The following is a 16,934-nucleotide window of genomic DNA, read 5'->3' as shown; positions in this document are numbered from 1 at the left end:
GCGAAGGGGGAGGGGCCGCATGGACATTCTTCAGATCAGCTACTTCTCGAAGGTCTACGAGACGACGAACTACGCCCATGCGGCCGAAAGCCTCTGTGTGTCGCGTCAAGGGTTGCGCAAGGTGATGCGCAACCTGGAGCGGGAGGTAGGTCAGCCGCTGTTCGTGAATGTGGCGAACCGTCTGCAGCCCACCGAGGCGGCCCATCGTCTTTACAAGGCCTCGCGCACATTCGTCGAGGGCTTCCGCGAGCTGGAGGATGCCGTTGCGGCCATGAAGCTCTCCCAGAAAACGGAGGTACGCCTGGGGGGCACCTACGATTCCGACGATGTCTTCACGACGGCGGAATGGCGCGCTTTCCGGTCGTACCCCACCGAGGAACACGACATAAACGTGAAGCTGCGCTACGTCCGCGGGTCACGGCCCACGCTGCTGGCTGCCTTGCTGGACGGATCGCTGGACTACGCCCACGTGGTGTTCACGGAATTGGACGAGACGCGGTTCGAATGTCGCATCGCCCGGGAGGGACGCATCTTTCTGACGATGCGGTCCGACCATCCGCTGGCGGCTCGCGCCGCAGTGACCATCGAGGATCTGCGTGGTGTGCCGCTCTCCATGCACTGCGAGGGCAACGGCGTGGCCGATCTCATGCTGCGCGAGGCCCAGGCTCGAGGGGTGGCGCTGGACGTGGTGCGCAGCGACAACGAGCTGCCCTTGCGCCTGGCCGACGCCGAGGACGGACGGGCGGCCACGCTCACCTACCTGCCGCTCGATGACGATCCGCGGCATCCGAATCTGGTGAGCGCACCCTTTGAGGAGCCAGCCCTCGCGTGGAAGTACGGCGTCGTCGCGCGCCGGGGCGCCGGCGATTCCTACATGATGCGCTACTTCGCCGGCGAGGAGATCGACTGGCCCGCCATTGTCCGCGAAATCGACGAGAGGAAAGAGAAGACGGGGTAGCAGTGTTTTTCTGAGCAATTTCCCATATCGCTAGTATTCTCTTCTAAGGTAAAAACCCGGGGTTGCTCTTGAGTCAATGAATGCCTTCTGTTCTGGTTTCTTCTTGCTTCCTACAATTTCCTCAAAGGCCGGGCTGCGTGCCCGGCGGCTTTCTAGAGAGGAGAGGAAATGGAAGAGACGAAGGAGCCGATGGTACCGGCGCGCGGATTGTCGCGTCGCAGCTTCATCAAGGGAGCAGCGGCCACGGCGGCCCTGGGCACGCTAGCCGGATGCGCTCCGCAGACGGTCGGCGGTGACGAGGAGGACGCGCCTTTGGCCGACACCTCCGTGGAGATTCCCGAGACGCAGCATTTCGCGGGCATCTGCCGCTGCGGCTGCGCGGGCCACTGCTTCTTGGATGTGCACGTGCGCGACGGCCAAGTGGTGCGCACCACCGCCGGCGAGATGGCCGACAACCGCTACAACCGCGTGTGCTCCAAGGGCCTCTCGCATGTGGGCCGCATCTACAGCTCGAAGCGCCTGCAGTACCCCATGCGGCGCACCGGCGAGCGCGGGAGCGGCGAGTTCGAGCGCATCACCTGGGACGAGGCCATCGCCGAGATCTGCGCCAAGTACCAGGAGTACGCCGAGAAAGACGGGCCCGCCTCCAACGTGCTGCACGTGGGCTCGGGCAACTTCGGCAGCGTGGCCCTCAAGAGCATCGAGCAGCTGAAGGCTGTACTGGGGATGAGCTCGTCGAACATGAGTGCCGACCTGGAGACGAGCTTCGCCATGGGCAACACGCTCGGCTACGGTGGCTTCGGTACTCAGAACGAGCAGGCCGACTGGCCGAACGCCAAGGTTTTCGTTTGCTGGATGTCCGACCCGTGCAATTCTACGCCGCAGTCGATGCACTTTATCTTGGACGCCAAGGAGGCCGGTGCGAAGTACGTGGTCATCGATCCGGTCTTCAACGCCAACGCCGGCAAGGCCGACTGGTTCCTCGGCGTGAACCCCTCCACTGACGGTGCTCTGGCCTTCGGCGCCCTGAACTACCTTCTGGAGCAGGGCTGGCAGGACGAGGAGTTCATCCGCGCCCGCACCGAGGCCCCGCTGTTCGTGAAGGCCGACGGTGCCCTTCTGCGCATGAGCGACTTGGGCGTCGAACCCACGACGAGCGACCAGATCGATCCCATGACCGGGCAGCCGGCCGTCATCGACCCGCTCGTGGTGTGGGACGAGGCCCCCGACGCCCCGGCTGCCGTGGGCGAGGCGGGAAAGCCGTCGCTTACCAGCCGCGAGACGGTGAACGACATCCCGGTGACCCTCGTCTACGACCTCATCAAGCAGCGCATCGCCGAGTATCCGGTATCCCGCGCCGCCGAGCTTTCCGGCATCGCCGAGGACGATATCCGCGAGCTCGCCCGCATGTACGCCCAGGATGGCCCGGTGACTACCTACTGCATGTTTGGTACCGACCGCTACATCAACGGTCACTTCAACTACTGGCCCGTGTTTGTGTTGGCTGCCTTCACCGGCAATATGGCTAAGTCGGGCGCCGGAGTGGGCTGGACCTATTCCCAGGGAAGTGGTTTTGTGAACCCGCTGTGCGGAGCCGGAGTTGTGGATGCCGAGGGCAACCCGGCCCAGGGCGTTTCCGGTATCGATTTGCCCCTGCTCTCTATGGAGGAGGTACTGGAGTCGGGCACTTATGCCGGTCAGTCCTGCCCGGTGCATTCCCTGACCATCTTCATGCGCAACCTCATGGCCACCGGTGGCGATCACGAGAGCCTGGTGCGCTGGATGAAGGCGCTGGATTTCGTGGTGGTGGCCGACATGGACATGACCGAGACTGCGTTGTACGCCGACATCCTCCTTCCCGTGTGCCACTGGTTCGAGTACGAGGACTTTGTAGGCGGCGGCGGCTCTACGCCTCTGTTCATGATTCAGGAAAAGTGCACCGAGCCCATGTACGAGAGCAAGTGCGACTACGATATCTGCAAGCTTATCGCCGAGGGCATGGGGTACGGCCAGTTCTTCACCGAGACGGCCTCGGAGTACCTGGACAAGCTGCTCACGAGCGATGCTTTGGCGGCCCTGGGCGTGACGCCTGAGTCGCTGCGCGCCTCAAAGACGGCCCGCGAGTTTACGGTGGACAACTTCGTCTCCTTCGAGCAGGGCTTCGGTACCACGACGGGCCTGTTCAAGCTGTACAATGACGCGCCCATGCCCTGGTACGCCCCGGCCGAGTTCGACGCGACCAAGGAGATCATGCCCTACTGGGAGCCGGCCCGCTACGCCGACGTGAATTCCGCGGAGCGCACCTCGGGCGAGTACCCGTACCACATCTTCTCCCAGCACATGCGCGTGCGCACCCATTCCCAGTGGTGGAACGTGGGCTACACACTCGAGCTCGACGGCGAGCCGACGGTGCAGATCAATCCGGCCGACGCTGTCTCCGAGGGCATCGCCGAGGGCGACTACGTGAAGCTGGCGAGCAAGAGCGGCGATGTGACCCTGAAGGCCGTGATCAACCCCGGCGTGCCGGAGAAGATGCTCGTGTCGGGCCGCAGCTTCAACAGCTTCGAGTTCAAGGACGGCCACTTCGGCGCCCTCTCCCACAGCGAGATGGGCCAGGCGACCCCCGACACCGCCGTCAACGACGTGGTGGTAACTCTCGAGAAGACGGAGGCTTAAGAACCATGACTCATTACGGAATGGCCATCGATCTCACCCGCTGCTTCGGCTGCCACGCTTGCGAGGTGGCCTGCAAGGTGGCCAACAACAACCCGGCCGATGTGGCCTACAACAAGATCTACACCGTGGGCGCCATCGGCGAGACGGAGCCTGTGGCCTACGACACGGCCAGCGGCACCTACCCCAACTGCTCCCTGAGCTTTCTGCCGGTGAACTGCCAGCATTGCGAGAACCCGTCCTGCTTGGAGGCGTGCCCCACCGGCGCCACCATGAAGGATGAGGAAACCGGCGTGGTCTACGTGGACGACACGCTGTGCATCGGCTGCAAGGCCTGCATCTCCGCCTGCCCCTACGAGGGCGTGCGCACCCTGGTGAGCGACGAGCCCGAGTGGTTCCAGGACGTGGCCGTCGGCGAGTTCGACGCCCCGGCGCACCCGGGCAACACCGTGGAGAAGTGCACGTTCTGCCGCAACCTCACCTCCCGCGGCGAAGTGCCCGCCTGCATGCAGCTGTGCCCCGGCCGCGCCCGCTTCTGGGGCGATCTGGACGACCCGGAATCCGACGTGAGCAAGCTCATTGCCAGCCGCGACACCATGCGCCTGTCCGAGGACGCCGGCACGTCCCCCTCGGTGTACTACCTCGTGTAATGCGGCGTCCTGTTCCCTAGCCCTCCCTCCCTTAGACGGCCGGCCGACTCCCCAGTCGGTCGGCCGTTTCGTATTGCGGGGCGATGAGGCTGCGCCTGCGAACGCGGCTAGGGCGGTGCCGTTGGCGGTGCCGATGCTCTGTCTTGTCGTGCGGGGTCTGCGCGGGGCGTTCGCCAGGGCTACAATAGCGTCGGAAAGGTAGAAAGGCGCGAGGGTATGAGTGACGAGAAGAAGCTTGAGAAAGGCACGTCCGGCGACGACAAGGTGCTGCGGATGGGGACGGCCTCTATTCCGCGGCTCATCACGGAGTTCGCCATTCCGTCGGTGGTGGGCATGCTCATCAACGGCTCCTACGCCATCATCGACTCGGTGTTTCTGGGGCACGCGGTAGGGGAGATCGGCCTTTCGGCCATGACTGTGGCCAACCCCATCATGATCGTGTTCATGGCCATCGCCATGCTCATCGGCAACGGCGGCAACGCGCTGGCGGCCCTGCGCCTGGGCGAGGGCAAGCGCGACGATGCCGAGCGCGCCCTGGGCAATGTGGTGTCCTTGAGCCTTGTTGCTGCCGTCATCGTGCTCGTTATCGGATGGAATCCGGCGCTGGTTTCCTGGGTGCTCGATTTGGCGAGCGCCACGCCGGAGGTGCGCCCCTACGCCCAGACGTTCATCCAGATTCTCTGTGCCGGTTTCATCTTGCAGTGCATCGGCCTCGGCGTGAACAACTTCATCCGCACCTGCGGCGCTCCCAACCGGGCGCTCGGCACCATGGTCATCGGCCTGGTAGGCTCGGTGGCCTTCAATGCGTTGTTCGTGCTGGCGCTCGGTTGGGGGGTCATGGGCAGCGCCCTGGCCACGGTGCTCGGCTGGGCCTGCTCGTGTTTGGCGGTGCTGCAGTACTTCTGCCTGCGCAGCGACGTTCCCATGCGGCTGCGCTTGCCCGCCATGCGCCTGAGCTTTTCCATGGACCGCACCATCCTCGCCTTCGGGCTGCCGAGCTTCTGCGTGCAGGCGGGCATGGCCATCGTGAACTTCGTCATCAACTTCCAGCTGGTGCGCTACGGGGCGGCAACGCCCATCGGCGCTGACGACGCGCTGGCGGCCATCGGCGTGGTGCAGCGCATCGGGCAGTTCTCGGTCATGCCGCTCATCGGCATCGCCATCGCCCTGCAGCCGCTGCTCGGGTTCAACTACGGCGCCCACAACGTCGAGCGCGTGCGCAAGACGCTGTGGTACGGCATCGGAGCGGCTTCGTCCATCTCGCTGCTCATGTTCGTCATCGTCGAGGTGTTCGCCGTGCCCATCGCCCACGCTTTCGGCATCTCCCACGATGGCCTCGTGGACTTCACGGCCTTCGCCATCCGCGTGCAGTTCCTCATGCTGCCCTTCGTGGGCTTCCAGATCGTCAGCTCGAACTACTTCCAGGCCACGGGCCAGCCGGCCAAGTCGGTGTTCCTCACGCTGACGCGGCAGATTTTGTTCCTCGTGCCCTTGCTGTACCTGATGCCCGTGGTGCTGCCGCAGCTGTTTCCGCAGTTCACAGGGCTGGACGCGCTGTACTTCGCGGCACCGGTGGCGGACTTTCTCTCCATCTTCACCACGGCCGTCTTCGTGGCGTGGGAGATGGCGCGTCTGCGCCGGCTCTCAGCGATGTACGCATAGGCTTCATAGGTTTTATGCACTTGCACAAAAATAGCGAATAGGCGACCCGCTAGCCGCTCGGAGCGCGTCGAGGGGGTTGCGGACTCGTTTCGGCACCTACTATGGACTCCTTCGAACGGAAGGAGAGACCTATGGAATCAACGAAAACGCGCAGTATGCCGGCTCAGCGGACGCGGTCGGTGGCTTTTGTCGGGCTGACCATCGCCATTATAGCCGTGTCGGCCTGGGTGGTGGTGCCCATCGGCCCCATTCCCTTCACGTTGCAGATGTTCGCCATCACCTTCGCCATCGTGGTGCTCAGCCCCAAGGAGGCCATCGCGGCTATCACGGGCTATCTGCTGCTGGGCGCGGTGGGGGTGCCCGTGTTCTCGGGGATGCGCGGTGGCATCGGTGTTTTGGCCGGTCCCACGGGCGGCTTTCTGTGGGGGTACCTGTTCGGCGTGGCGGCGGCCGTGCTGTTCCTGTATGCGGTGCGCACGAAACTCGGGGTGGCCGGCGGCAAGAATGCGCCGCGGCTTACCCGCGCGGAGAAGGCGGCTCTGACGAGGGCCCAGCGCGCGGGCGCCTTCCTGCGCAGCTTCGGCGTGGAGATCGTCGCCGGCGTCATCTTCACGGCCATCGCTTACGCGTGCGGGTGCGCCCAGTACATGGTGGTGGGCCAGGTTGATCTGGCCACGGCGTTTCTCGTGGCCGTGGCGCCGTTTGTGGTGGTGGATTTCTGCAAGATCGTGGCGGCGGTCATCTGCGCCGACGCCGTCCGCGCAGCCGTGCGGTAGGCGTCTCGCTGCCGCTAAATCCTCGAGCAAATGCCAGTTAGGCCCCGAAATGGTCGGCCGCGCGTTGCCATAACGGGGCCTAACTGGCATTTGCTTGCCATTTCACCCCTTAACTGGCATCGCAGCACGCCATAACGGGGCCGAACTGGCATTTACCCCTAGAAAATCGAAAAACGGTCGGTGGAAACCCGTCGCTAAGAGGAAAGGCTCCCGTTCGGGAGCCTTTCCTCTATGGGGGCTGATTTCTCGCGAGTCGGCTTACGCCTTGAAGCGGTAGCCGTAGCCGCGGACCGTCTCCACGAGGGCGGGGTCGTAGCCGGCGGCGTGAATCTTGTCGCGCAAGCGCTTGATGTGGGTGTCCACCGTCTTGGTCTCGGTGAGGTACTCCCAGCCCCAGGCGTCGCGGAGCAGATCCTCGCGGGAGACCACCTTGCCGGCGTTCTTCATGAGCGAGGCTAGAAGCTCGAACTCGCGGGGCGTCAGGTCGATCTCGCCGTGGTCACCGGCGGCGGTGTGGGCGTCCTCGTCCAGAGTGATGCCCGAAGCGGTGATGGAATTGCTCGCGCCGGGGAACTCGCCGCCCTGCCCGCGGCGCAGAAGCGCGCGAACGCGGGCGATCAACTCGCGCACGCCGAAGGGCTTGGCGAGATAGTCGTCGCCGCCGATCTCCAAGCCGACGACTTTGTCCAGCTCGGTGTCACGGGCGGAAAGGAACAGCACGGGGGCCGTGGTCTTCGAACGCAGCCGACGGCACAGCTCGTAGCCGTCCATGCCCGGCAGCATAATGTCCAAGATAAACAGATCATAGTTGTTGGCGCTTGCCAACGCGAAGGCGTCCTCGCCGTTGTCGACGACGTCGGTCTCGTAGCCCTCCTTTTTCAACGCGTAGCTGACGAATTCGGTGATGGAAGGCTCGTCGTCAACGACAAGGATGCGGCTCGGTGTCTCTATCATGGTCTTGCCTTTCTCTCGTCATATCGACGAATGCCCGTCGGGGGCATATCGTTGAGACATTGCTATAATCTCTTACGCGTTAACTATACGCAAACAAGGGCGTTTCACTGGAAAACTGAGGAAGATTGTCATAATTATGTTACTTGCCATTGACATCGGTAACACCCATACCGTAATCGGGGTGTACGCTGGGGATTCGCTGCGCGCGATGTGGAGAATCGCCACCAATCGGAAGGCGGCGGCCGACGAGCTGCGCATCGTCTTCTCCACGTTGTTCTCCCTCGAGGAACTTGACCTGCGCCAAGTGCGCGCCTCGGCGGTCGCCTCGGTGGTGCCCCAACTGACCCGTGAGTGGATGCAGGCGATCAAGGATGCCACCGGCGCGCTCTCGCTGGTGTGCAACGCCGAGACGGCCGCCGGGCTCTTCGACGCCGATTACCCCAATCCCCGCGAGATCGGCGCCGACCGGGTGGCCGACGCGGTGGCGGCTCGGACGCTTTACGGTGCGCCGGTGGTGGTGGTCGACTTCGGAACGGCCACGAACATCGAGGTCATCGATCGCGAAGGCCGCTTCCGCGGCGGGGTTATCGCGCCGGGTGTGCAGACCTCGGCCAACGCGCTGTTCACCCATGGCGCCCAGCTGCCGGATATCGCGCTGGTGGCGCCGCCGGCGGTCATCGGCACCAACACGGTGGAGGCCATCCAGTCGGGCATCATGCTGGGAGAGACCGACCGTGTGGATGGCCTGGTGCGCCGCATTTTCGACCAGTTGGGATACTCGGCGAAGGTCATCGCCACGGGAGGTCTGGCGGCGGTGGTCGAGCGCTACTCGAGCACCATCGACGAGGTGAATACCGAGCTGACCCTGGAGGGCCTGCGCCTCATCGCCGATCGCGCCTACCGGTAGGGGCTGTTGGGCGCGGATGCCTTCGGGAATCCCCGCAATGAGGGGAAGTTGCGCCCTTTGGGGATAGAGGGGCGACGGGGCGCGGCCGCATCGCTAGAATGGGAGCGTCAGCGTTTGGCCGGCAGGACGATTCCTTCCGCCGGCGCTGCGCCATCTATCGATGAGGCTGCCAGGTACGCCTGCGCGCCGCGACATGAGAAAGAAGGGCCCGACGTGTTGACCGACATTGAAATTGCCCAGGCGACCGAACCGAAACCCATTGGCGAGATCGCTGCCATTGCCGGCGTCGACGAGAAGTACCTCGAGCTGTACGGAAACTATAAGGCGAAGGTCGATTACAACCTGCTGCGCGAGGAGGAGCACGCCCCGGGCAAGCTTATCCTGGTGACCGCCATCAACCCCACGCCGGCCGGAGAGGGCAAGACCACTACGACGGTGGGCCTGGCCGATGCGCTGTCCCTGCGCGGCAAGAACGTGGTCGTGGCGCTGCGCGAGCCGTCGCTGGGGCCGGTGTTCGGCATCAAGGGCGGCGCGGCTGGCGGCGGCTACGCCCAGGTGGTTCCTATGGAGGACATCAACCTGCACTTCACCGGCGACTTCCACGCCATCGGAGCGGCCAACAACCTGCTCGCGGCGCTGCTTGATGCGCACATCCAGAACGGCAACGAGCTCAACATCGACGTGCGCAAGATCACGTGGAAGCGCGTGGTCGACATGAACGACCGCCAGCTGCGCCACATCGTGGATGGCCTGGGCGGCAAAGCCCACGGCGTGCCCCGCGAGGACGGCTTCGACATCACCGTGGCCTCGGAAGTCATGGCCATCTTCTGCCTGGCCACCTCCATCACCGACCTGAAGGAGCGCCTGGGCCGCATCGTGGTGGGCTACACCTATGATGATGCGCCGGTCACGGCCCACGATCTGAAGGCCGAGGGCGCCATGGCCGCGCTTCTGAAGGACGCTCTGAAGCCGAACCTCGTGCAGACGCTCGAGGGCACCCCGGCTTTCGTGCACGGCGGCCCGTTCGCCAACATCGCCCACGGCTGCAACTCCATCATGGCCACGCGCATGGCCATGGCGCTCGGCGACTACTGCGTGACCGAGGCCGGCTTCGGCGCCGATCTGGGCGCGGAGAAGTTCCTCGACATCAAGTGCCGCCTCGCTGGCCTTAAGCCCGACGCGGTGGTGGTCGTTGCCACGGTGCGCGCGCTGAAGAACCACGGCGGCGTGGCCAAGGCCGATCTCGCCGAGGAGAACCTCGAGGCGCTGGAGGCGGGCCTGCCGAACCTGCTGCAGCACGTGGAGAACATCACGAACGTGTACAACCTGCCCTGCGTGGTGGCCATCAACGCCTTCCCGACCGACACGAAGGCCGAGCTCGACCTCGTGGAGGCCAAGTGCCGCGAGCTGGGCGTGAACGTGGCCCTGTCCGAGGTCTGGGCGAAGGGCGGCGAGGGCGGTCTGGCTCTGGCTGACGAAGTGGTCGCCCTGTGCGAGGACGGCGATGAGGCCGGGCGCTCGGCTGATACGTTCACGTTCTCATACGAGGACGACCTGTCCATCGCCGAGAAGATCGAGGCCATTGCCAAGCGCGTCTACCATGCCGACGGCGTGGTGTTCGAGCCGGCCGCGCAGAAGGAGATCGCACAGTTGGAGGCCTTGGGCTTCGGCAACATGCCCGTGTGCATGGCCAAGACCCAGTACTCGTTCTCGGACGATGCTACCAAGCTCGGTGCGCCCCGCGACTTCACCATTACGGTGCGCCAGGTGAAAGTGTCTGCCGGCGCCGGTTTCGTGGTGGCGCTCACGGGCTCTATCATGACCATGCCGGGCCTCGGCAAGACGCCGGCCGCCCACAAGATCGATGTGATGGAAGACGGCACCATCACGGGGCTGTTCTAAGTTTTAGATAAGAAATTTAAAAGCGACCGCCAATGCAAGGCTGGCGGTCGCTTTCGTGCTAGAATGCTAGCACTGGCAAAGTCCGATGCGGGCGGCGCTTCTTGCGAAAGGAGTGACGCCTTATGCTGAAAGAAGTTCTCACCCTCGTTTTGACGGCACTGCCCAACTGGTTGGCCCTGGTGCTTATGGGGCTCGACCGGTACGAGCGTTGGAAGAATAAGCAATCGGATGGAGCGGGAGGTAACTAAAAAGCCCGGCGGCAACCGGGCTTATCCGTTAACACCGCGCCGCCCGTACCAAGGCTAGCAACCTACGGGCTTTGTCAGTGCTCCTGTATTATAACGCGGCACTTTGCGAGAATCAATAGTTTGCGAGGGTGGTGTGAACGGCAAGATGGTCGATACCGAGTTCATTGAGGCGCTGGCTTCGAAGGCGCCGACGCCGGGAGGAGGCGGGGCCTCGGCCTATGCGGGGGCGCTCGCCTCGGCGCTGGCTTCCATGGTGGGCAACCTCACCGTGGGGAAGAAGAAGTACGCCGATGTGGAGGAGCGGATGCAGGCGGAGCTTGTCGAGCTTGCGGACACGCGCGGGCATCTGCTCGCGCTCATCGATGAGGATGCCCGCGCCTTCGGGCCCCTGGCCGCCGCCTATGGCATGCCCAAGGGCAGCGACGAGGAGCGAGCGGTCCAGAGCGCGGCACTTCAGGCGGCCCTCGTGGATGCCTGCGAGGTGCCCCTCGAGATCATGGCCACCTCGGTGCAGGTCATCGAATCGTGCGTGTTCATGGCCCGGCACGGCTCGGTTCTGGCCCTTTCGGACGCCGGAGCGGCCGCGGTGCTCGCCAAAGCCGCCCTTCAGGCCGCGAGTCTGAACGTGGTCATCAACATCGGCTCCATGGACGACGCCGAACGCGCCGAGGGCTACCGCAACCAGATGGAAGACCTTCTTGCTGCCGGTTGCGCCATGGCCGACGAAGTGTACGCCGATGTCGTGAAGAGGCTCAGCTGATGGCGCGGATTCTGTACGGCAAGGAGGTGTCCACGGCTCTGTGGGAGCGGCTGCTGCCCCGCATCGATCGTTTGCGGGCGGTCGGCGCAGCGCCCACGCTCGCCATCGTGCGCGTGGGGGAGCGACCCGACGATTTGTCCTATGAGCGCACCTGCGCCCGTCAGGCCGACCTCCACGGCATCGCTGTGCGCCGCTTCGTGCTGCCGGCGGAGGCGACGCAGGCCGAGCTGGAAGCGGTCATCGATGCCGTGAACGCCGACCCGCGCATTCACGGCTGCCTCATGTTCCGCCCGCTGCCCCCGCAGATGGACGAGCGCGCCGTGTGCGATCGCCTGTCCCCGGCCAAAGATATCGACGGCATCGGGTCGGCGTCTCTCGCCGGCGTGTTCGCCGACACCGGCGAGGGCTTCCCGCCCGCCACAGCCCAAGCCTGCCTGGAAACGCTCGATTTCTACGACATTCCCGTTGCGGGCAAGCGCGTGGTGGTGCTCGGGCGCAGCCTCGTGATCGGCCGACCGGTGGCCATGATGCTGCTCGCGCGCCACGCCACGGTGACGCTGGCCCATTCCCGCACGGCGGACGTGGCCGCCCATACCCGCGAGGCCGACATCGTCGTGTGCGCCACGGGGCGTGCGCGGGCGTATGGGGCCGAGTACTTCTCGCCGGGCCAGACGGTGCTCGACGTCGGCATCAACTTCGACGAGGCGGGCAACTTATGCGGCGACGTCGACTTCGACGCTGTCGTTCCCGTGCTCGGCGATGGGGGCGCCATCACGCCGGTGCCCCGGGGCCTCGGCGGCGTTACCACGAGCGTCACCATGGCCCATGTGGTGCGAGCCGCAGAGGCGTCGCTTTCGTAAGGAGGAACTTCCATGGCTCTTTTCACTCCCACCGAGATCACCGACAACTACGCCAAGGCCTCCATCGCCAAGGCGGAATCACCCGCCTGGCGGCTATTTCTTCTAGCCGTGGCCGCCGGTGTCTTTATCGGCCTGGGCGCGGTCACGTCCTCGACGGCCGCCCATGCTCTGGAAAATGCCGGCATGGTGCGCCTCGTGTCGGGCCTCATCTTTCCCATCGGCCTTATGATGGTCATTCTTTTGGGCACGGAGCTCTTCACCGGCAACGCGCTCATGGTGACGGCGGCCGTGTCCGGCAAAATTTCGTGGAAGCTTCTGCTGCGCAACTGGGGCATCGTCTTTCTCGGCAACCTGGCGGGGGCGGTGGTTTTGGCAGCGCTCATGGCGTTCTTCGGCCAGCTGAACATCGGCGGGGGCGACTTGGCGGTGTACACGGCGAAGGTGGCGGCCGCGAAGAACGGCCTTCCGTGGATAAACGCGTTTGTGCTGGGCATCTTCTGCAACCTCATGGTGTGCGTCGCGGTGTACCTGGCGAACACGGCCCAGGACACCGCCGGCAAGCTGCTCGCCATTTTCTTCCCCATCATGGGATTCGTGCTGGCCGGTTTCGAGCACTGCGTCGCCGACATGTACTACGTGCCCGCGGGCATCTTCGCCTATATGAATCCGGCCTATACGGGCATGATTGATGCGGCGGGCATCAACGTGGCCCTGCTCAATTTCGGCGACTTCATCTTCGCGAATCTCATCCCTGTGACCTTGGGCAACATCGTCGGCGGCGTGGCCGTGGGGTTGGTCATGTACGCCTGCCACGGGACGAAACGAGATTCTCGCAAGTAGTCAGAGCTTCGTCCGATCGCCCGGATTGCGGAACGGCCCGTGCTCAAGCAATGGCTCGCACGGCGGAACAGGACATTGAGTCCTGTTCCGTTCGCTGCGCAACCTGCGCGCGGGTCGCCTTGCCGCGGGAAGACCCTACGTTGCTGGTGTTGAAGAATTCTTCAGGAATGTGGGTAATTCGGTCAGGTTTTGCGGCTTCCCTGCGGGTGCTCTTGCGAAGCACGGCCGACGGCCTATGATAGGGGCATGGCAAACGGACTGACATACCAGCGCACCACTTCCACCCCCGAGGCAACCAAGCAGTTGGCGGCGACGCTGGCGCCGTATCTGCATGCGGGTGATGTGATCGTGCTCGACGGTGACCTTGGCGCGGGAAAGACCCAGTTCGTCCAGGGGGTCGCTGCGGCCCTCGGCGTTCGGGCGGCGGTGACGAGTCCCACCTTCAACATCCTTCTGGAGTACCACGACGGGCGCCTCCCGCTGTACCACTACGACCTCTACCGGCTGGACGAGCGCTGGCAGTTGGAGGACATCGACTACTACAGCGCCATCGACGGCGATGGCGACGGGGCGGCCTTCGTGGAATGGGCCGAGAAGTTCCCCGAGGATATGCCCTACGACTACCTGGAGATCACCATCACGGCCGACGGCAACGGGACGCGGCGCATCGTCGCCCATTCCTACGGCTCCCGCTCGCGCCAGCTTCTGTGCGTCTGGGCCAACGATTCCAAGTCACGCTTGGGGAAGTGCCGACTGTAGCGAGGCTTCTGGGCGGCTCGCTATCCTGCGGGGCTCTTCGTGTCGGGCCTCGCTCGGGATAGGTGCAGGATTTTGCGATAGGGAGAGTCCCGAGGCTGGTTTCTTCCTGTCTAAACTCTCCCAAACGTAATTTTTCGCACACTTTGTGTCCAGGAGATTCTCCCTATCGCAAAATCCTGCACAAATGAGCCATCTTGCCTGACACAGTCGTAGTCGTATTGGTCGCTGCGGTAGAATACGGGACGAAAATCTGACGGCTATCCGCACGACAAGAAGTTTGCGCGGCGGAAAGCCTGCGCGCTGAAGGAGAATGCCTCGTGGATGACGCCACGCCATCATATGTACTTGCTTTCGATACGGCCAACGAGGTCATCGCCATCGGCTTGGGGCGGTTGGATGCTGCTGCGCGGTCGATTGAACTCGTGGCGAGCGTGGAAGTGGAGGCGCGGCGGGCGTCGAACACCCAGCTTGTGCCGCGCATCGACGAGCTATGCGCCCGGGCCGGTGTGGCGCGTGAGAAGATCGCTTGCGTATGCGTGGGGCGCGGCCCGGGGTCGTTCACCGGCGTGCGCATCGCCCTGGCGACGGCGAAGGGCATCGCAAGCGCGCTCGAGGTGGGGCTTGTGGGCGTCTCCTCGCTGGACGCAGTGGCCTGGGGCGCGTGGAAGGCGGCCGAGCGCGGGGAGCTGCTCGTTGTGGCCGACGCCATGCGCCGCGAGGTGTATCCCGTGGAATACCGCTTGGACGACAGCGGTGCTGCGCGGCTGACCGCCGACCGCGTGATCAAGGCCGAGGCCTTCGCCGAAGAGCTCGGCGCGACGGGCAGCTCCGATCGCTCGATGGCTGATGACGGTGATGCGGGCGACTCTCGCCATGGCGGCAATGCTGGCGACCCCTCCCGTAGGGGCAGACCTTGGTCTGCCCTCCCAACTGAGGCCGACGTGCACCCCGATCGCCTGATTACCGGCGACGGCCTGCGCAAGTACGCGGAGTTTTTCGAAAGTGCGGGCGCGCTTCTGCCCGAGGCGCTGTGGACGCCGACGGGCGCGGGGCTTTTGCTGGCGCTGCAGGCCGCTTGGCAAGCGGGGGAGTGCGACCCCTTCGATGCCGCGTGGCATGACCCGGCTTTCGCGCTGCCCGTGTACACGCGCCTGTCCGATGCCGAGGAGAACGAGCGGCAGCGGTTGGCGCGCGTCGATGGGAGTCTGGCGGGCAAGCGCGGCTCGAGGCACGTGACCATGAACGATACGGCCATCGCCAACGCCCGGGCCAACGGCGAGGGCATCGCCTACAAGCCGCTGGATGCGCGCCATGTGGCCGAGGTGGCGGCCTTGGAAGCGGCGGTGATGGGAACTGATGCGTGGAACGAGGCGCTCGTGGCCGACGAGCTGGGGCGCGCCGACCGCGTGTGGTGGGCCGCCTACGCTGCCGACCCGAAGATGCCGCTTTCCGCCGAGGCCCCGCTGGTGGGCTACGCCGGCGGCTGGGTGGTCGACGGCGACCTGCAGATTCTGAAGGTGGGCGTCGATCCCGCGTGGCGCCGTCACGGCATCGCCCGGGTTCTGCTCGCCCGCGTGGCCGATGACGCCCGCAACCTGGGCGCGCGCACGAGCTCGTTGGAGGTGCGCGCCGGAAACGCCGGGGCCCAGGCGCTGTATGCGGCCCTCGGCTACGAGGCGTTGGGGCGTCGCCCGCGCTACTACTCCGACGGCGAGGATGCCCTCATTATGCAGGGGCCTCTGCCCACCATCACCCTAGCGGCGGTTCCGAACGGCGCGGTGGCCGACGCGCGGCCTGGCCATGTTTCGGGCCCAGGGGCGACCGAGGTCGCCCCCTACGGGGAGGACGCGTCCGACGATGACGTTGCGGACGAATCCCGTAGGGGCGGCGCTTGCGCCGCCCTCGGCTGCGAGAGCGACGGAGTTACGGTGCGTCGCCCTCTTATTCTGGCCATCGAGTCTTCCTGCGACGAGACGGCTGCCGCCGTCATCGACGGCGGGGAAGTGTTGCGCTCGGATGTGGTGGCGACCCAGGTGGATTTCCACGCCCGCTTCGGCGGCGTCGTTCCCGAGATCGCCAGCCGCAAGCACATCGAGGCCATCTGTGGCGTCTGCGACGAGGCGCTGGACGTTGCCGCGGCGAGCCTGGGGCGCTCTCATCTCCGCTGGCGCGATCTGGACGCGGTGGCTGTCACCTATGCACCGGGACTCGTGGGCGCGCTCGTGGTGGGCGTAGCCTTCGCCAAGGGCGCGGCCTGGGGCGCCGACATCCCCTTCATCGTGGTGAACCATTTGGAAGGGCACCTGTACGCCAACAAGATCGGGCTGGAGGACTTCGCGCCGCCGGCGGTGGTCTCGCTCGTGTCCGGGGGCAACACTCTGCTCGTGCATATGGCCGACTGGGGCGACTATCGCGTGCTCGGCGCGACGATCGACGATGCGGTGGGCGAGGCCTTCGACAAGGTGGCCAAGGCGCTGGGTCTCGGGTATCCCGGCGGCCCGGTCGTCTCGAAGTTCGCCGCCGAGGGCGACCCGGATGCCATTCCGTTCCCCCGGGCCATGCTGCATTCGGGCGATTTGCGCTTCTCGCTCTCGGGCCTGAAGACCGCCGTGGTCACCTACATCAACAACGAGCGCGCCGCCGGGCGCGAGCTCAATGTGCCCGACATCTGCGCGAGCTTCACGGCGGCTGTTGTGGACGTGCAGGTGGCCAAGGCTCGCACGGCCCTGCGCGAGACGGGGGCACCCACCTTCTGCCTCGGCGGCGGTGTGGCGGCCAATCCGACCTTGCGTGCCGCCTACGAGCAGATGTGCGCCGAGGAGGGCGTGCGCCTCGTGATGCCGCCGCTCGCCTCCTGCGGCGACAACGCCGGCATGATCGCCGAGGTGGCGCTCGATCGCTATCGGGCCGGCGCATTCTCGCCGCTTAGCACCGACGCTTTGGCCCATGGCGACTTGGAGGTGCCGTACTAGCGGTTCCGGGCGT

14 protein-coding genes are annotated in these 16,934 nt (G+C 65.1%); 13 read left to right on the top strand and 1 reads right to left on the bottom strand.

Annotation, left to right across the window (positions count from 1 at the left end; translation table 11 throughout):
* Window positions 1–19: 19 nt before the first annotated feature.
* From AEQU_RS08265 to AEQU_RS08245, 5 genes are all read left to right on the top strand, one after another.
* The gene (locus tag AEQU_RS08265; RefSeq protein ID WP_022740471.1) at window positions 20–958 is read left to right on the top strand and encodes a LysR family transcriptional regulator; all 939 of its coding nucleotides are present in this window, start codon (window positions 20–22) and stop codon (window positions 956–958) included.
* A 168-nt stretch (window positions 959–1,126) separates the two neighbouring features.
* Window positions 1,127–3,634 (top strand): molybdopterin-dependent oxidoreductase, encoded by a 2,508-nt coding sequence (locus AEQU_RS08260; RefSeq protein ID WP_022740470.1) that lies wholly within the window; start codon window positions 1,127–1,129, stop codon window positions 3,632–3,634.
* 5 nt (window positions 3,635–3,639) lie between these two features.
* On the top strand, window positions 3,640–4,281 hold the full coding sequence (locus AEQU_RS08255) for a 4Fe-4S dicluster domain-containing protein (RefSeq protein ID WP_022740469.1): 642 nt from the start codon (window positions 3,640–3,642) through the stop codon (window positions 4,279–4,281).
* Window positions 4,282–4,497: 216 nt separating this feature from the next.
* On the top strand, window positions 4,498–5,943 hold the full coding sequence (locus tag AEQU_RS08250; RefSeq protein WP_022740468.1) for an MATE family efflux transporter: 1,446 nt from the start codon (window positions 4,498–4,500) through the stop codon (window positions 5,941–5,943).
* Between the two features lie 131 nt (window positions 5,944–6,074).
* Window positions 6,075–6,719 carry a biotin transporter BioY gene (locus AEQU_RS08245; protein WP_022740467.1) on the top strand — a complete coding sequence of 215 codons (645 nt, stop codon included), beginning with the start codon at window positions 6,075–6,077 and terminating at the stop codon, window positions 6,717–6,719.
* Between the two features lie 258 nt (window positions 6,720–6,977).
* On the opposite strand, the gene AEQU_RS08240 is transcribed toward AEQU_RS08245, so the two are convergent.
* Entirely contained in the window at window positions 6,978–7,673 is a 696-nt protein-coding gene (locus tag AEQU_RS08240) for a response regulator transcription factor (RefSeq protein WP_022740466.1), read from the bottom strand.
* A gap of 136 nt (window positions 7,674–7,809) precedes the next feature.
* Between AEQU_RS08240 and AEQU_RS08235 the strand changes: the two genes are divergently transcribed.
* The 8 genes from AEQU_RS08235 to tsaD all read left to right on the top strand — a co-directional run bounded on the left by AEQU_RS08235 (window position 7,810) and on the right by tsaD (window position 16,921).
* Window positions 7,810–8,580, top strand: a complete 771-nt coding sequence (locus AEQU_RS08235; RefSeq protein WP_022740465.1) for a type III pantothenate kinase — start codon at window positions 7,810–7,812, stop codon at window positions 8,578–8,580.
* Between the two features lie 213 nt (window positions 8,581–8,793).
* Window positions 8,794–10,482: a formate--tetrahydrofolate ligase gene (locus AEQU_RS08230; RefSeq protein ID WP_022740464.1), complete on the top strand. Its 1,689-nt coding sequence runs from the start codon at window positions 8,794–8,796 to the stop codon at window positions 10,480–10,482.
* 122 nt (window positions 10,483–10,604) lie between these two features.
* Window positions 10,605–10,730 carry a hypothetical protein gene (locus AEQU_RS13045; protein WP_278981759.1) on the top strand — a complete coding sequence of 42 codons (126 nt, stop codon included), beginning with the start codon at window positions 10,605–10,607 and terminating at the stop codon, window positions 10,728–10,730.
* A 133-nt stretch (window positions 10,731–10,863) separates the two neighbouring features.
* Complete coding sequence (locus AEQU_RS08225; RefSeq protein ID WP_022740463.1) at window positions 10,864–11,490, top strand: cyclodeaminase/cyclohydrolase family protein; 627 nt, start codon at window positions 10,864–10,866, stop codon at window positions 11,488–11,490.
* Window positions 11,490–12,350 carry a bifunctional 5,10-methylenetetrahydrofolate dehydrogenase/5,10-methenyltetrahydrofolate cyclohydrolase gene (locus AEQU_RS08220; protein WP_022740462.1) on the top strand — a complete coding sequence of 287 codons (861 nt, stop codon included), beginning with the start codon at window positions 11,490–11,492 and terminating at the stop codon, window positions 12,348–12,350. The genes AEQU_RS08225 and AEQU_RS08220 overlap by 1 nt, the downstream gene beginning before the upstream one ends.
* Window positions 12,351–12,362: 12 nt before the next feature.
* On the top strand, window positions 12,363–13,190 hold the full coding sequence (locus AEQU_RS08215) for a formate/nitrite transporter family protein (RefSeq protein ID WP_022740461.1): 828 nt from the start codon (window positions 12,363–12,365) through the stop codon (window positions 13,188–13,190).
* Window positions 13,191–13,436: 246 nt separating this feature from the next.
* Window positions 13,437–13,949, top strand: a complete 513-nt coding sequence (tsaE, locus tag AEQU_RS08210; protein WP_022740460.1) for a tRNA (adenosine(37)-N6)-threonylcarbamoyltransferase complex ATPase subunit type 1 TsaE — start codon at window positions 13,437–13,439, stop codon at window positions 13,947–13,949.
* Window positions 13,950–14,266: 317 nt separating this feature from the next.
* Window positions 14,267–16,921, top strand: coding sequence for a tRNA (adenosine(37)-N6)-threonylcarbamoyltransferase complex transferase subunit TsaD (tsaD, locus tag AEQU_RS08205; protein WP_022740459.1), 2,655 nt, complete (start codon window positions 14,267–14,269; stop codon window positions 16,919–16,921).
* The last annotated feature ends 13 nt before the right edge of the window (window positions 16,922–16,934 follow it).

This window comes from Adlercreutzia equolifaciens DSM 19450, assembly GCF_000478885.1.
Lineage (GTDB): Bacteria > Actinomycetota > Coriobacteriia > Coriobacteriales > Eggerthellaceae > Adlercreutzia > Adlercreutzia equolifaciens.
This window is presented reverse-complemented; position numbering and strand designations above follow the sequence as displayed.

What these genes read in the sequence shown, in the direction of transcription:
- AEQU_RS08255 (WP_022740469.1), top strand. Translation starts at nt 3,640, where the DNA reads ATGACTCATTACGGAATGGCCATCGATCTCACCCGCTGCTTCGGCTGC.
- AEQU_RS08215 (WP_022740461.1), top strand. Translation starts at nt 12,363, where the DNA reads ATGGCTCTTTTCACTCCCACCGAGATCACCGACAACTACGCCAAGGCC.
- tsaE (WP_022740460.1), top strand. Translation starts at nt 13,437, where the DNA reads ATGGCAAACGGACTGACATACCAGCGCACCACTTCCACCCCCGAGGCA.
- AEQU_RS08245 (WP_022740467.1), top strand. Translation starts at nt 6,075, where the DNA reads ATGGAATCAACGAAAACGCGCAGTATGCCGGCTCAGCGGACGCGGTCG.
- AEQU_RS08265 (WP_022740471.1), top strand. Translation starts at nt 20, where the DNA reads ATGGACATTCTTCAGATCAGCTACTTCTCGAAGGTCTACGAGACGACG.
- AEQU_RS08240 (WP_022740466.1), bottom strand. Translation starts at nt 7,673, where the DNA reads ATGATAGAGACACCGAGCCGCATCCTTGTCGTTGACGACGAGCCTTCC.
- AEQU_RS13045 (WP_278981759.1), top strand. Translation starts at nt 10,605, where the DNA reads ATGCTGAAAGAAGTTCTCACCCTCGTTTTGACGGCACTGCCCAACTGG.
- AEQU_RS08220 (WP_022740462.1), top strand. Translation starts at nt 11,490, where the DNA reads ATGGCGCGGATTCTGTACGGCAAGGAGGTGTCCACGGCTCTGTGGGAG.
- AEQU_RS08235 (WP_022740465.1), top strand. Translation starts at nt 7,810, where the DNA reads ATGTTACTTGCCATTGACATCGGTAACACCCATACCGTAATCGGGGTG.
- AEQU_RS08250 (WP_022740468.1), top strand. Translation starts at nt 4,498, where the DNA reads ATGAGTGACGAGAAGAAGCTTGAGAAAGGCACGTCCGGCGACGACAAG.
- AEQU_RS08260 (WP_022740470.1), top strand. Translation starts at nt 1,127, where the DNA reads ATGGAAGAGACGAAGGAGCCGATGGTACCGGCGCGCGGATTGTCGCGT.